Source organism: Paenibacillus marchantiae (genome assembly GCF_028771845.1).
GTDB lineage: Bacteria > Bacillota > Bacilli > Paenibacillales > Paenibacillaceae > Paenibacillus > Paenibacillus marchantiae.
Genome location: NZ_CP118270.1, coordinates 3,442,031 through 3,454,747, shown reverse-complemented (window position 1 = coordinate 3,454,747; position 12,717 = coordinate 3,442,031). Strand labels below are relative to the sequence as shown.

At 47.2% G+C, this 12,717-nt stretch carries 13 protein-coding genes; 6 read left to right on the top strand and 7 right to left on the bottom strand.

Annotated elements, in window-relative coordinates; genetic code table 11:
- Nucleotides 1–254 precede the first annotated feature (254 nt).
- Nucleotides 255–1,691, top strand: a complete 1,437-nt coding sequence (locus PTQ21_RS15870) for a hypothetical protein (protein ID WP_079694808.1) — start codon at nt 255–257, stop codon at nt 1,689–1,691.
- 13 nt (nt 1,692–1,704) lie between these two features.
- Here the strand turns inward: PTQ21_RS15870 and PTQ21_RS15865 are convergent, their stop codons facing one another.
- The 3 genes from PTQ21_RS15865 to PTQ21_RS15855 all read right to left on the bottom strand — a co-directional run bounded on the left by PTQ21_RS15865 (nt 1,705) and on the right by PTQ21_RS15855 (nt 3,120).
- Nucleotides 1,705–2,295 carry a DUF4269 domain-containing protein gene (locus tag PTQ21_RS15865; protein WP_274570413.1) on the bottom strand — a complete coding sequence of 197 codons (591 nt, stop codon included), beginning with the start codon at nt 2,293–2,295 and terminating at the stop codon, nt 1,705–1,707.
- A 21-nt stretch (nt 2,296–2,316) separates the two neighbouring features.
- Nucleotides 2,317–2,523 (bottom strand): YwbE family protein, encoded by a 207-nt coding sequence (locus PTQ21_RS15860; protein WP_063564738.1) that lies wholly within the window; start codon nt 2,521–2,523, stop codon nt 2,317–2,319.
- Between the two features lie 126 nt (nt 2,524–2,649).
- Complete coding sequence (locus PTQ21_RS15855; RefSeq protein WP_274570412.1) at nt 2,650–3,120, bottom strand: hypothetical protein; 471 nt, start codon at nt 3,118–3,120, stop codon at nt 2,650–2,652.
- Between the two features lie 200 nt (nt 3,121–3,320).
- Here PTQ21_RS15855 and PTQ21_RS15850 point away from each other — a divergent pair, with 200 nt between their 5' ends.
- Nucleotides 3,321–3,956 carry a biotin/lipoyl-containing protein gene (locus PTQ21_RS15850; RefSeq protein ID WP_053783698.1) on the top strand — a complete coding sequence of 212 codons (636 nt, stop codon included), beginning with the start codon at nt 3,321–3,323 and terminating at the stop codon, nt 3,954–3,956.
- A gap of 8 nt (nt 3,957–3,964) precedes the next feature.
- Nucleotides 3,965–5,506, top strand: a complete 1,542-nt coding sequence (locus PTQ21_RS15845) for a DHA2 family efflux MFS transporter permease subunit (protein ID WP_274570411.1) — start codon at nt 3,965–3,967, stop codon at nt 5,504–5,506.
- A 137-nt stretch (nt 5,507–5,643) separates the two neighbouring features.
- Here PTQ21_RS15845 and PTQ21_RS15840 read toward each other — a convergent pair whose 3' ends face one another.
- From PTQ21_RS15840 to PTQ21_RS15830, 3 genes are all read right to left on the bottom strand, one after another.
- The gene (locus PTQ21_RS15840; protein ID WP_063564741.1) at nt 5,644–6,420 is read right to left on the bottom strand and encodes a polysaccharide deacetylase family protein; all 777 of its coding nucleotides are present in this window, start codon (nt 6,418–6,420) and stop codon (nt 5,644–5,646) included.
- A 67-nt stretch (nt 6,421–6,487) separates the two neighbouring features.
- The gene (locus PTQ21_RS15835; RefSeq protein ID WP_072732331.1) at nt 6,488–7,426 is read right to left on the bottom strand and encodes an aldo/keto reductase; all 939 of its coding nucleotides are present in this window, start codon (nt 7,424–7,426) and stop codon (nt 6,488–6,490) included.
- Nucleotides 7,427–7,514: 88 nt separating this feature from the next.
- Complete coding sequence (locus PTQ21_RS15830) at nt 7,515–9,539, bottom strand: Na+/H+ antiporter (protein WP_063564743.1); 2,025 nt, start codon at nt 9,537–9,539, stop codon at nt 7,515–7,517.
- 213 nt (nt 9,540–9,752) lie between these two features.
- Here PTQ21_RS15830 and PTQ21_RS15825 point away from each other — a divergent pair, with 213 nt between their 5' ends.
- Complete coding sequence (locus PTQ21_RS15825) at nt 9,753–10,052, top strand: hypothetical protein (RefSeq protein ID WP_072732330.1); 300 nt, start codon at nt 9,753–9,755, stop codon at nt 10,050–10,052.
- Between the two features lie 87 nt (nt 10,053–10,139).
- Here PTQ21_RS15825 and PTQ21_RS15820 read toward each other — a convergent pair whose 3' ends face one another.
- Nucleotides 10,140–10,622, bottom strand: a complete 483-nt coding sequence (locus tag PTQ21_RS15820) for a MarR family winged helix-turn-helix transcriptional regulator (protein WP_274570410.1) — start codon at nt 10,620–10,622, stop codon at nt 10,140–10,142.
- Between the two features lie 189 nt (nt 10,623–10,811).
- On the opposite strand from PTQ21_RS15820, the gene PTQ21_RS15815 reads away from it, so the two are divergent.
- Both PTQ21_RS15815 and PTQ21_RS15810 read left to right on the top strand, forming a co-directional pair.
- On the top strand, nt 10,812–11,336 hold the full coding sequence (locus PTQ21_RS15815; RefSeq protein WP_063564746.1) for an NAD(P)H-dependent oxidoreductase: 525 nt from the start codon (nt 10,812–10,814) through the stop codon (nt 11,334–11,336).
- A gap of 252 nt (nt 11,337–11,588) precedes the next feature.
- Nucleotides 11,589–12,695, top strand: a complete 1,107-nt coding sequence (locus PTQ21_RS15810) for an FAD-dependent monooxygenase (RefSeq protein ID WP_274570409.1) — start codon at nt 11,589–11,591, stop codon at nt 12,693–12,695.
- Nucleotides 12,696–12,717: the final 22 nt, after the last annotated feature.

Sequence of the window (12,717 nt, the reverse complement as noted above, 5' to 3'; positions counted from 1 at the left end):
CCATCTTCTTCCTTATAATGGCATGTTTATTGTAGTCATACTTGCTTGCATCTGTCTATGTGGTTCCGTGACCTGTCAGTGTCAATTCTGGTGACTTGCTCTTGGCTTACAGTACGTGTTCGAGGGTCCATGCTCTAATTAGTTCTCCATCTGTAAAAAAAATCCTGCTCCACACTCCACGAACGCCCGGTGATGACATGCATACGATATATCACTCCTTGGATTGACATCAAGGATGTAAGGAGGCATGTCCGATGAATATACAACTCGTCCCATTGCATTATGTATATCTGGCTTTTATCGTCTTGATTATCGCCGTCATGGTTCGGCGTAGAGACACAACCATCATTTGTGTCGCAGGTATCATGACCATTGGACTCCTGGCGACTGAAACATTAAGCGGATCGGTTTCCGGAATCTTCAGCAGTTTTATTTACGCAGCCAAGGAGCTGCTCAGCACCATTTTTATCATCTCGATCATTGTCGCCATGAGCCGGGTATTAATCCGGACGGGGATCAATGAAGTCATGGTGACACCACTCACCCGGTTCATCCGTTCTCCACAGGTCGCCTATTGGGGAATTGGATTCATTATGATGATCGTATCATTGTTTTTCTGGCCCTCTCCTGCCGTTGCCCTGGTTGGAGCTGTACTTCTTCCGGTAGCAGTACGAGTCGGACTTCCTCCCATCGGCGCTGCCATTGCCATGAATCTGTTCGGTCACGGCATTGCCTTATCAGGGGATTACATTATCCAAGGGGCACCCAAACTGACAGCTGATGCAGCTGGCCTTCCCGTTACCGCTGTTATGACTGCAAGTATCCCACTTGTCATAGTGATGGGGACGGTGTCTACCGTAACGGCATTCTGGATGCTGCGCAAGGAGATGAAGTCAGGTTCCCCCGTTAAACTCAGTGATCCGATCTCTGGTGAAGCAGTAACCGTTCATCCACCTTCGTCAGACTCTGCGCCGATCTCCGAGGAGCCAGCCGTTCAACGTCAAGCAATGCCCCCACGTTTGCAAAAGGTATTCGCTCTGATCATCCCATTGTTATTCTTAGTCGATGTCATTCTGATGTTTTTACTTAAATTACAAGGCGGTGATGCCACAGCACTAATTGGTGGAACGGCCGTGCTCATTCTGATTGCCGTATCACTTGCCGCGCATCGTCATACAGGTCCGGAAGAAACAACAAACTATTTAATTGAAGGATTTCAGTTCGGATTCAAGGTGTTTGGTCCTGTTATCCCGATTGCCGCTTTCTTTTATCTTGGGGATGCTGCGATCACAGAACTGTTCAACAACCCGCTGCCTGCTGGATCACACGGGATTGTGAATGATTTAGGGGTTGCTCTTGCAGGGCTAGTGCCATTGAATAATACGGTAGGTGCTATAACGATGACTGTGACCGGAGCGGTCACGGGAATGGATGGTTCGGGGTTCTCTGGAATATCCCTGGTCGGCTCCATTGCGTCCATGTTTGCAGGCTCGGCAGATTCCGCACCTGTATTGACGGCACTGGGTCAGGTCGCCGCCATATGGGTAGGCGGTGGGACCTTAATTCCATGGGCCTTAATTCCAGCTGCTGCCATCTGTGGAGTCAGTCCATTTGAACTGGCACGACGCAATCTGAAACCGGTACTGCTGGGATTAACAGTTACTACTATCGTTGCTATCTTTCTAATCTGATTACTTAACCGTGCTATTCGAACTGAAAAGACGTACGCAAACGGGCCCATTGCCAAAGCTCATCCTTACTCATTGCGGCCAGATGAAGCAATTCCTCATACGGGTCTCCCTGAAGTCCTAATACAGTAGCGAATGCTGGCTCCGTCTTCAAGCCTTCCAGCTTCAGTTTGCGAATCTCCCGATGTCCTGCTGCACCCCAGAGTTGCAACAATTCCCACTCTACCAGCATGTGAATATAAGCATTCTGCCTGCGTACAGATAGGGACTGAGCGAAAATCTCTACAGGCCAGTTTCCAATTTCCACACTACAGGTCACATAAGGACGCTGGCCAGCACGGCCATACCCCCTGTCGCATCGAAAACCCTGCATTCCGCCCAGTTGTTGGTGCACCAATGTTTGGAACGCCTCGAGATCCGCTGCCTCACATAATAGATCAAGATCACTTCCAGGAATATCAATATCAATCGGCACTGTTCCAGCCGGATAAGGCTGGTAAGCTGCCAATATGCTTAACAATCCACTGGATTGCAACACCTTATACGCATCCTGCTGACGCTCGTTCCCCGAGGCCAAATGTGCCATTACATCCGTAGTTGTAATCATGTCACACCCTCGGGTAGCGGCTCATTCTGACGCTCCTGTAACGACTTGTTTCACTCGACCCACCTGTCCACTGGTCAAACGCACTTTGATCCCATGCGGGTGTGTGGGCGATTTGGTCAACAAATCCTTCACGATACCGCGTGTCAGTTTGCCTGTCGGCTGATCTTGCTTGAGCACGATATCCACTTCAAGACCCGGTTTGATATTTACTCGTTGTTGTCCATTCATGGGTTTCCCTCTCCTCTTCAACGTATTCCATGTCATGTAGCCATAATTTAGAAAGCTTCATCTATTGTAGACGTTTTGGATTGAAAACGAAAGCCATGTCCAATGTTCAAAAACATAACTGAACTGTTATTTCCGCTTTGAAGAGGGATCAGAAGATTTGCTTTTCATCACTTTCAGAGCCGATCGATAGACTTCATCTGCACTCTTTTCAGGTTCTTTTGTCTCCGTCAGCACCGTTTCGTCTTCCACTTCGGCAGGTTTACGGAAATGAAGCAATGCTTGGCGATAAGCTTGATCACCATCTGTAGTCTGCGTCTCTCTTTTCTGTGGTGAAGGGGTCACTTCCGATGTAGAATCCATCTGATTAATTTCTGTTTGCCTACGATCCTCATGTTCCAAAACTTCTTTACGCTCTGCCTGTTCGTAAATTTTGTCTTCCTTCCGGGATCGATCTTCTTCATGCAGCAGGACAGGCCCTTCATCCATCTCTGTTATTTTGGAAGCTCTTGCTTCTGCAGCCTTGCGGGACAATCTGGAGTTATAAATCATCAGAAACACAACCCCAATAACAACAATTACCACCAAAATGATCAACATATGAGCATCCTCCTTATCATCCGCCTGTAGGCAGCCTTAATCAATATATTGGTGCCCTATTCTGCGAATAATATTTCACCTTGTTTCGTATAGAGCGACAAAGTAGCGGGAATGCTCCAAACAGGATTGTCAGCAGAAGACTTTCAGCACCAATCAAAGAGAAGGTTTACAGAAAACCGAATTGAGGAGGAATGATCAGCATGAATTCACGTGCCATTTTGATCAATATCATTGTTATACTGGTGATTTTGGGAGCCGGGGCTGCCGGGATCTACTATTACAACCAATCCACCAGCTACGTTAAAACCGATAATGCGCTTGTTACCGGGCAGCCTATCTCCGTGGCTTCCGCAGTAGGCGGTGAGCTTCGATCCTGGAAAGGCAAGGTAGGTACAACATTTAATGCAGGCGATACCGTTGCCACCGTCACCGCTGCGGGAAAATCAACATCCGTGACGATGCCTGTTGATGGCACCATTGTACAACAGACCGCCGTCGAAAATTCACTAGTATCTGCAGGTACGCCCCTCGCACGGGCCTATGATTTCAATAACCTGTACGTGACGGCCAATGTAGACGAGACCGCGATTGATAAAATTAAAGCGGGTCAGATCGTCGATGTATATGTCGATGCTTTTCCAGACACCACATTGACTGGCAAAGTAGACCAGATCGGACTTGCCACTGCGTCCTCCTTTTCACTACTGCCGTCGTCCAATACCAATGCGAATTACACCAAAGTAACACAAGTCATCCCGATCATCATTACGATCGAAGGATATAAAGGACTGGGTGTGGTTCCCGGCATGAGCGCTACCGTGCGCGTTCATATCTAAGGCTGCTGATGGATAATCAAGTACCTCTTGGGAAAACCATCGCTGTCCTGCTGCTCGGCGCCTTTATCGCCATTCTGAACCAGACTTTGCTCAATGTAGCCATCCCCCATCTGATGAATGACTTTAACGTATCAGCAACGACCGTGCAGTGGCTGTCCACAGCCTATTTGCTGGTGAACGGGGTACTCATTCCGATTACCGCCTACTTGATTGAATCGTTCGGAACCCGCAAATTATTCGTGACTGCGATGCTGTTGTTTACGTTAGGTTCGCTAATCTGTGCCATCAGTCCTGGATTTACGGTCATGCTCATCGGTCGTATCGTACAAGCCAGTGGAGCCGGTATTATTATGCCTTTGGTTATGAACGTGTTTCTGACTGTTTTCCCTCCTGAGAAACGGGGAACTGCCATGGGCACGATGGGCATTGCCATGATGTTTGCTCCGGCCATTGGCCCGACGTTATCTGGATGGATCGTGGAACATTATACATGGCGGATTCTGTTTTATATGGTCATCCCGCTTGCCTTGCTTGATATTTTGTTTGCCTTCATTTGGCTGAAAAATGTGTCCAAACTTACTTCGCCGAAATTTGATGGTTTTGGCGCTTTATTCTCCACCATCGGTTTCGGCTTTCTGTTATATGGATTCAGCTCTGCCGGAGATAAAGGCTGGACCAGTGCAACTGTGCTGTTGACACTGATTATCGGCGTGCTCTTCATCGTCTTCTTTGTACTCAGAGAAACGGCCATGAAGAACCCTCTGCTAGAATTTCGTGTATTCAAATACGATATTTTCACCATCTCAACGCTGGTCAGTGCAACGATTAACATGGCACTCTTTGGCGGAATGCTGCTGTTACCGATCTATCTGCAAAATATAAGGGGATTCTCTCCCCTGCAATCCGGGTTGCTGCTGCTGCCTGGTGCATTGCTAATGGGCGTTATGTCTCCCATCTCAGGAGCGCTGTTTGACCGGATTGGCTCTCGCCCCCTAGCCATTGTCGGCTTGATCATTACTGCCATCACCACCTTTGAGTTTAGTAAGTTGACGGGGGAGACGCCTTATGGTCACATCATGATGCTATACACGTTCCGGAGCTTCGGCATGTCCATGCTTATGATGTCTGTACAGACAGAGGGGTTAAACCAATTACCGCCTCATCTCACCAGTCATGGTACGGCCATGTCCAATACGGTCAGACAGGTCGCAGGTTCAATCGGGACCGCCCTGCTCATCACCGTAATGGCGACACGTGCAGGTATTCATTTGGCGGATTACAGCAACACCGTGACTACAACCAATGTAGCACTGACAGAACAAGTCGGTATGCTTGGCACGCAAATGGCTACTGCGGCAGGAATGCCGCCTGAACAAGGCACCAGTCTAGCATTACAGCAGCTCTATGGTATCGCTGTTCAGACGTCAACCATTGAAGGCATTAATGATGCTTTCATTGTAGCGACCTGGATTTCAATCATTGGTCTGTTTCTGTCGTTATTCCTGCGGCGGGCTCGCTCCCGTCCTCGTAAAGTCAAAACTGAACGCTAAAATGGCGTTGGGCAACCCTATATACTATATACAACCCCTGTATCACAGATCAGATCCGCAAGCTTCACTTAGATCAATTGAAACAATAAAAAACCGCAAGTCTCTTTAATCCAGAGACCTGCGGTTTTTGGCTTGCGCTATGGATGCTGGGGTAAGGATGAATTGTCATCCTTGGCAGCCTCTCTCGCCTTAACAGCAAGCAGTTCCGATACGGTTACAAAACGATAACCTTGCTCCTGCAGCTTAGGCAGAATCGTTTTTAGCGCAGCAACCGTCTGGGACTTGCCCTCCACCTTGTCATGAAACAGAACAATGTCCCCGTTACGTGCGTTCTTCAGCACTTTGTTCACAATGGCTGATACGCCTGGTGAAGCCCAATCACGTGTGTCCTGATGCCAGGACCATAGCACAATCGTATAGCCTTGCTGCTTGGCGACCTGAATGACCATGTCATTGTAATAGCCTCCCGGGGGTCTAAACAACGTCGGACGCTGCGCCCCTGCTCCAACAATGGATTTCTCCGCTATGTTCATTTCATGGCTGTACTTATCCGCCCTTGTTGACCTGACCGCGTACGTATGTGCATACGTATGATTGGCGATTTCATGTCCTTCCCGCTGCTCCTGTTTGATCAGGTCAGGAAACTTTTCCGCCCATTTGCCAAGCACAAAAAAAGTGCCTTTGGCCTGATACTGCTCGAGTAAAGCCAGAATTTGCGGGGTCTGGACCGGATCTGGCCCATCATCAAAGGTCAGTGCGATGAGTTTGTCATGTGTGGGAACCTCCCACACAATCTCTCCCCGTTCCTCATAATACTGTCGGTTCTTCTGCACAGGTTTGGCGTAGGCAGAACTGCTGCCAAGCAAAAAAACCAGCGTACACAATCCGATGCATCGGGCTGCCTTCAGGTTCATGTTTATGTCCTCTCTTTATCTTCAAACGTAAACTCCCTGTTAGCATTTCCCGATTCACCAGAACTATTTAACGAAATATTTGATCAATGACTGCAATTTCCTCAGCTGTGAGCTCAACATCCAGTGTTTTCAGATTGTTGATGACCTGCTCTGGTTTCTTGGCACCAGGAATGAGCGCATCAATGGACGGCTGAGTCAGGTACCAGGCCAGAACGAGATGGGCGACCTCAGCATCCTTGGACTGTGCAATGCTGCGTAGTTGTTCCACCTTGTCCAGATTCTGAATAAAGGCTTCCCCTGTGAATAACGGGTTCTTCGCCCGTCCATCCTGGAAGGTTGTATCACGATTATATTTGCCACCCAGCAGACCTGCTGCCAGAGGGAAGTAAGGTACAAAAGAAATGTCATGCTCTGCCGTATAGGGCAGCAATTCCTTCTCCGCTTCTCTTTTGAACAAATTATATTCAGACTGCAGCACATCCACATCTCCATTCCGATTTGCCTCACGCAGCTGATCAATGGAGAAATTGGAAACTCCGATGGCACGGATTTTACCTTCGTCCTTCAAACGTTTCAGCGCACCTACAGCCTCATCCTTCGGTGTAAGTTCATCCGGGAAATGAATATAGAACAAGTCAATATAATCTGTCTGCAAGCGTTTCAATGCCTCATCTACAGAGGTTTTGAGGAAAGCAGGCGAGTTATCAAAGACTACGTTACCATCCACGAATTTATGTGCAGCTTTCGTTGCTATGATAGTATCTTGACGCTGACCCGTTTCTTTCAGCACTTCACCAATTAAGCGTTCTGAATGCTCAGGTCCATAGATGAAAGCAGTATCCAAAAAGTTAATACCCTGTTTCAAAGCTGTACGAACGACATCCTTACCTGTCTCATCATTCAGCATATTCGGATAGATGTTATGTCCTCCTACTGCATTAGCCCCCAATCCAATCGGGTTAACAATCAGATCGGTTTTGCCCAAGCGAGTACGTTGTTCTGCCATGTCTCATCCATCTCCTTTTCTGAGCGTTGGTAACTCACATATATTATATCAGAGGGTTAAGCATATTTAAAATATCGGGTTTATCGGATTAGGTGTTTTTCAGCGCTGTAGCTTCCACATCATTGATGAAACGGCGGAGTTTTGCAGCCACATCGCGGTTAATTTCGCCATTTTCGTATAGCTGCTGTATGGTATTACGCTGCTCCTGCATCGCCACCATTTGCAATTCCAGCTTTTCCTGATCAAATGGATCTTCCGTTTTGCCCTGATTCCAGGTGCGTAATTTGGCAATTACCCGCTCATATCTGGAGATGACTGACAGAGCCACAATCCGGTTACTATCGTTCATATGAGCACGAATCGCCTTGATCGCTGCTTCAGAGGTACGCATCTTCACTTGACGGAACAGATCTGCATTTTCAATCATAAATGGCTGATCCGGCTTCCGTGAACGATTCGTAAACACATGTCCAAACAATCGTCCAATTTCACTGAGTGAGAACATCATCTGTGTATTCGTGCGGTTTGCAAGCATCATTTCCTTTCGATCCAACCAGCTGTTACATCTAAAGGCGGCTTCCGAAGCAATTACATTTTCATCCATCATATTCTCAATTTCTTTGCGTTCAGCCCGTGTACCGATGAGATTAATTGCTGTTTCCTGTTTTAAAATGTCCTTGCGCTTACCGGCAGTAAGCTCGCCAGCCGCCTGCCTGATATACTTCGACAGATCGGAAACAACCGCAAGCGCAGCAGCTTTATTCTGGTCGTTCATTTCCGACTTCACTGCACGAATGGCAGCATTCAGCATAATATCCTGTGCTTTTCTTTCTGTCGTTTGCGGTGTACCTTCTTCCGCTTTATCTTCGTTCTTCGCAAGAATAGGAAGGAACACACTTGCAGCAATCAGAGTGAACAGTATCACACCTGCGGCCAGGAAAATGATCAGATCCCTTTCAGGAAAAGGAGACCCGTCTTGGAGAACATAAGGAATGGAGAATGCCCCCGCCAGCGTTACAGCCCCTCTCACACCCGAAAGAGTAATGATCGTAACTTCTTTCAGCCGAGGCTTCCCGCTGGACAACGCCTCACCGGAATTTTCATTTCCTTTCCAGAACAGATAGATCCAGACAAAACGAAGTACCAACAATAGCACTGAAATGAGGCCCACATATCCGAGTACTTGAAGGTTATCAAACGAGACATTCTCGAAGATGGTACTCAGCACATCCGGGATCTGTACCCCCAGAATGACAAAGACCAATCCGTTCAAAATAAATAAAATGACAGACCAGGTACTGGCAGATACCACCTGCATCTTCAGTTGTACAGACTCGGTCCGATCACGCTCAATAGCATGAATGATCCCGCCAGCGACGACCGCAAGAATGCCCGAAACACCGACCTCTTCACTGACCAGATAAATGACGAAGGGCGTTAGAATTTGCAATAACATATGAATCGTTACATCTTCCATCCCCAGACGCCGAATCCAGACACCCAATCGGATCAACAGGAACGATAATAAGGCACCAATCAGCAACCCGCCAATCGCGATAAGTATAAAACTAAATGACGCCTGAGCCAGGGAAAATACCCCTGTAACCGTGGCGGCAATCGCAAATTTGAATGCAACCAGACCGGATGCATCATTCATTAATGCTTCTCCCTCAAGAAGCCTATGTATGCTCTTGGGTAAATGCACACGACCTGCCATAGCGCCTACAGCCACAGCGTCTGTCGGGGACAGAATTGCCGCAAGTGCAAAAGCCGCAGGAAGCGGAATGGTTGGAATGAGCCAGTGAATGGCATATCCTGCCACGACAACCGTTACAAATACAAGGCCCAGGGCCAGCAGAAGGATGGGCGCTCTTAGATTCCACAGCTCGTGCCTCGGTGTTCGCTTCCCGTCGTTGTACAGCAACGGAGCGATAAAGAGTACGAAAAACAATTCCGGATTCAGTGGCAGATGCACACCCGCAGGTAATAGTGCAATGGCTACACCGAGAACAATCTGAATCAACGGAATGGGGATAAAGGGTACAAATCGGTTCAAAATATTCGATAAACCGATCAGTACCAGCAAAACAAGCACGGCGATAAATAGTTCCATGATGACAATCCCTTTCCGTATAATGAAGTGGTGAAAACCATTTTGTGTACCTTATTTTAACATAAACCAAAGTTTATTATAAAAATGTTGTCATATTAATACCCGTCCAAAGCGAATGGACAACAGTCCGATTGCAGATTTCTGATTGGTTCTGTTTATAAGATGTTACAATATGCTCAGGACAATACCCGTTTGGAAAGGAACTTGGTGTCTATGGCATTTGGAATTAAACGACAGGAGCTGGCCGAGTGGAAAGAACGTGTATCTCGTGGCGACCTTGCCTATCTCACTCATTTCTGGATCGACAACCGTTTTCCGGGCATTACCAGTGTGACCAAAGTGGGCTGTTCGGATCTGAAACGGCTTGAGGACTGGTGTAGAGAGCATGGACTCGACCCACGTTACATCCATCGGCGTCAGCCTTTCCCCCATTTTGACCTGCTCGGTAAAAAACAGAAGGAAATTCTGATCCAGGAAGGTCTGACTGATCACATTCAACGTTTCCATCTTTAATTGAAAAAATTAAAACGCCAGCCTTCAAGATTCAAGTCCCAAAGCGGGCTCAAATTCTTGAAGGCTGGCGTTTTACACACCATATATTTAGCGATGCGTTTGTTCCAACGTTTTCATTTTTTCCAGCAGTTTCAGCTCAATTTTCTTCAGCATGCCAAACATCTGCAGTTGTTCCTCTTCCGTAAGCGCCTGCAAAAGTTCCCACGTCATCCGACCGCGATTATAAATCAACGTTCTTGCAAGCTGCTTCCCATCTTCAGTTAAAGATAACCATACAATTCTTCGGTCCTCTTCACTGCGCACCCGCTGGATCAGACCTTCGCTCTCCAGTTGATTCAGCACAATTGTGGTTGCTCCAGAAGATAGACTAAGTTGTCTGGCCACATCCACAGCCATACAGCGTTCTTCACGCAAAATCATGCCCAATATATGACTTTTCGTCGGATTCAATTTGCAGTTTGTTTCATTTCTTTGCTGCTGATCCAATACTTTATTTTTATATCTGAAGAAGGCCTCCAACAATTGATCGACATTTGCCAATTGAGAGTTTCGCTCCGTATCCGGGCTCATAAACGTTCCTCCTACCTTTGATCATAACCTACCTTATATTGTAACATATTTGTACTATTTTGTTTGTGAAAAATGTGCTTGTTTCCCAAAACCCTTTACTTGTCTGTAAAGTTCATGCTTATTTTGCCGTTTCATGTGACAAGCTACCTTATAGCATGAACAGATAACCACACAAGGAGGAATCAAGCAATGAACATTTATATTGTTTTCGATAGTGAAGGCGGTCATACACGAGCGCTTGCCGAGTCGATTGCTGCTGGCGCAGCCAGCGTGCATGGTGCAACCGTTCATTTGCATTCCACAGAAGAAGCCGACATTTACAAGCTGGTGGAAATGGACGCCATTATCTGGGGCTGCCCCGGACATTTTGGCTCCATCAGCTCCGGGTTGAAAAATTGGATCGACAAGCTGGGCTACCTCTGGGCAGAGGGCAAGCTTGTAGACAAAGTAGGTGCGGTGTTCTGTACCATCGCAACCGAGCATGGTGGACTGGAGTCAACGTTAATTCATCTGCTGACACCCATGCTCCATCAGGGCATGATCATTACCGGACTACCTGGAAACTTTGCAGATAATGCATTATATGGCTCCTATTATGGTGTTGGGGTGACTTGTCCGGTGGACAGTGATGATCTGCTCAGCGAACAGGGCATAGCACTGGGTAAAGCTCTGGGAGAACGCGTGGCTCGCATAACCAACCGACTGATCACATAGATATCAGAGTATTTCCCTTAAAAGAATTTGCTGTTCTTATCAAGCCTGCGCTCATAAGCTGAAAAGCAGTACCGCAGGCTTGAATCCTCCTTCCTGTAGAGAAATAGAAGGATTCTATTGCATTATTGGATTGAATTTGTTTATAATAACGTATATCTTTAAAGTTACTTTTAGTTACTTAATGATTTTTATAAATCTGTTATTATAAAGTAATAGGTTATTCATCCATTATATTGCAAGGGAATTTTACACATGAATCAAAATTCGTATTTAAAAACTGACGTTTGTATTGTGGGAGCTGGTCCTGGTGGGGCTCTACTCTCATTCCTGCTGAAACGGCAGGGAATATCCACCATTCTGATCGAGCGCCAGCCGCACCTTCTTAAGTCGTTTCGTGGCGAAGTGCTTAATGCAGATGGTGAACATGTATTGAATAAACATGGGTTATACCCTTCTGTAACCCAGCGTGGCGTGCTGCCTCTGGAGCAAATTCAATATTGGGAGAACGGTCAGATCATCCACACCATTTTCCCTGGAGAGCAAGAATCCCATGTGGGCATTCATGTGCCTCAGGATCATCTGCTGGAAGTCATCGTGTCACAATCACAGAACCAGGAAAACGAACAAGTCCTTTATAATACGGTTATGACTGGATTATTACGGAATAAGGCTGACCACACGGTTGGCATCAACATTCGGCAAGAAGGACGGCCTGCTTCCATTGAAGCAGCGGTTATTGTTGGTGCAGATGGCAGATATTCAGCTGTACGCAGACACGCTGGTCTGACCCCGGATATCCGCAAACATGGATACGATCTGTTATGGGCTCGCATTCCTGCTCCAGCAGGCTGGGAACCTGCTGTTCGAATGGCCAGTATGGATGGTCAGCAGTTGGCGCTATTCTCACAATTTGGAGGATACGTACAGATCGGATGGAACATCCCGCAAGGGTCCTTCTCCAAGCTGCGTGAACAGCCTTTTGCTCCCTTTGTACAGAAACTCGTGGCGGCCTTCCCCTGTCTCGCTGATTCGGTAGCTCAACATATCCAGACATGGAGTGATTTTGTTTTGTTATCCGTTGAGAGCAGTTTCGTCGATTCGTGGGCACAGGACAATGTGGTCTTGCTTGGTGATGCGGCTCACACAATGACTCCAACGGGCGCTTTTGGATTGAATGCCGCATTGGAAGATGCGGACGTGCTCGCTGAGCTGCTCATTGATATGGCAGCCGATCAATTCACTTCTACAGAACGGCTGCAAGAGCTGCAGGCCCGACGTGGAGAAAAAGTGAAGCAGCAGTTGGCTAGGCAACTGGAGATGGAGTCTTCGTTCCAGCAGCGGTACGAATCTTTTCAATAATGGGGCGTGTTATTCACATACC

Bases quoted from the DNA above. Each gene is read 5' to 3' on its own strand.
- PTQ21_RS15850 (WP_053783698.1), top strand. From the start codon at position 3,321: ATGAATTCACGTGCCATTTTGATCAATATCATTGTTATACTGGTGATT.
- PTQ21_RS15845 (WP_274570411.1), top strand. From the start codon at position 3,965: ATGGATAATCAAGTACCTCTTGGGAAAACCATCGCTGTCCTGCTGCTC.
- PTQ21_RS15870 (WP_079694808.1), top strand. From the start codon at position 255: ATGAATATACAACTCGTCCCATTGCATTATGTATATCTGGCTTTTATC.
- PTQ21_RS15855 (WP_274570412.1), bottom strand. From the start codon at position 3,120: ATGTTGATCATTTTGGTGGTAATTGTTGTTATTGGGGTTGTGTTTCTG.
- PTQ21_RS15815 (WP_063564746.1), top strand. From the start codon at position 10,812: ATGAACATTTATATTGTTTTCGATAGTGAAGGCGGTCATACACGAGCG.
- PTQ21_RS15820 (WP_274570410.1), bottom strand. From the start codon at position 10,622: ATGAGCCCGGATACGGAGCGAAACTCTCAATTGGCAAATGTCGATCAA.
- PTQ21_RS15860 (WP_063564738.1), bottom strand. From the start codon at position 2,523: ATGAATGGACAACAACGAGTAAATATCAAACCGGGTCTTGAAGTGGAT.
- PTQ21_RS15865 (WP_274570413.1), bottom strand. From the start codon at position 2,295: ATGATTACAACTACGGATGTAATGGCACATTTGGCCTCGGGGAACGAG.
- PTQ21_RS15840 (WP_063564741.1), bottom strand. From the start codon at position 6,420: ATGAACCTGAAGGCAGCCCGATGCATCGGATTGTGTACGCTGGTTTTT.
- PTQ21_RS15825 (WP_072732330.1), top strand. From the start codon at position 9,753: ATGGCATTTGGAATTAAACGACAGGAGCTGGCCGAGTGGAAAGAACGT.
- PTQ21_RS15830 (WP_063564743.1), bottom strand. From the start codon at position 9,539: ATGGAACTATTTATCGCCGTGCTTGTTTTGCTGGTACTGATCGGTTTA.
- PTQ21_RS15835 (WP_072732331.1), bottom strand. From the start codon at position 7,426: ATGGCAGAACAACGTACTCGCTTGGGCAAAACCGATCTGATTGTTAAC.
- PTQ21_RS15810 (WP_274570409.1), top strand. From the start codon at position 11,589: ATGAATCAAAATTCGTATTTAAAAACTGACGTTTGTATTGTGGGAGCT.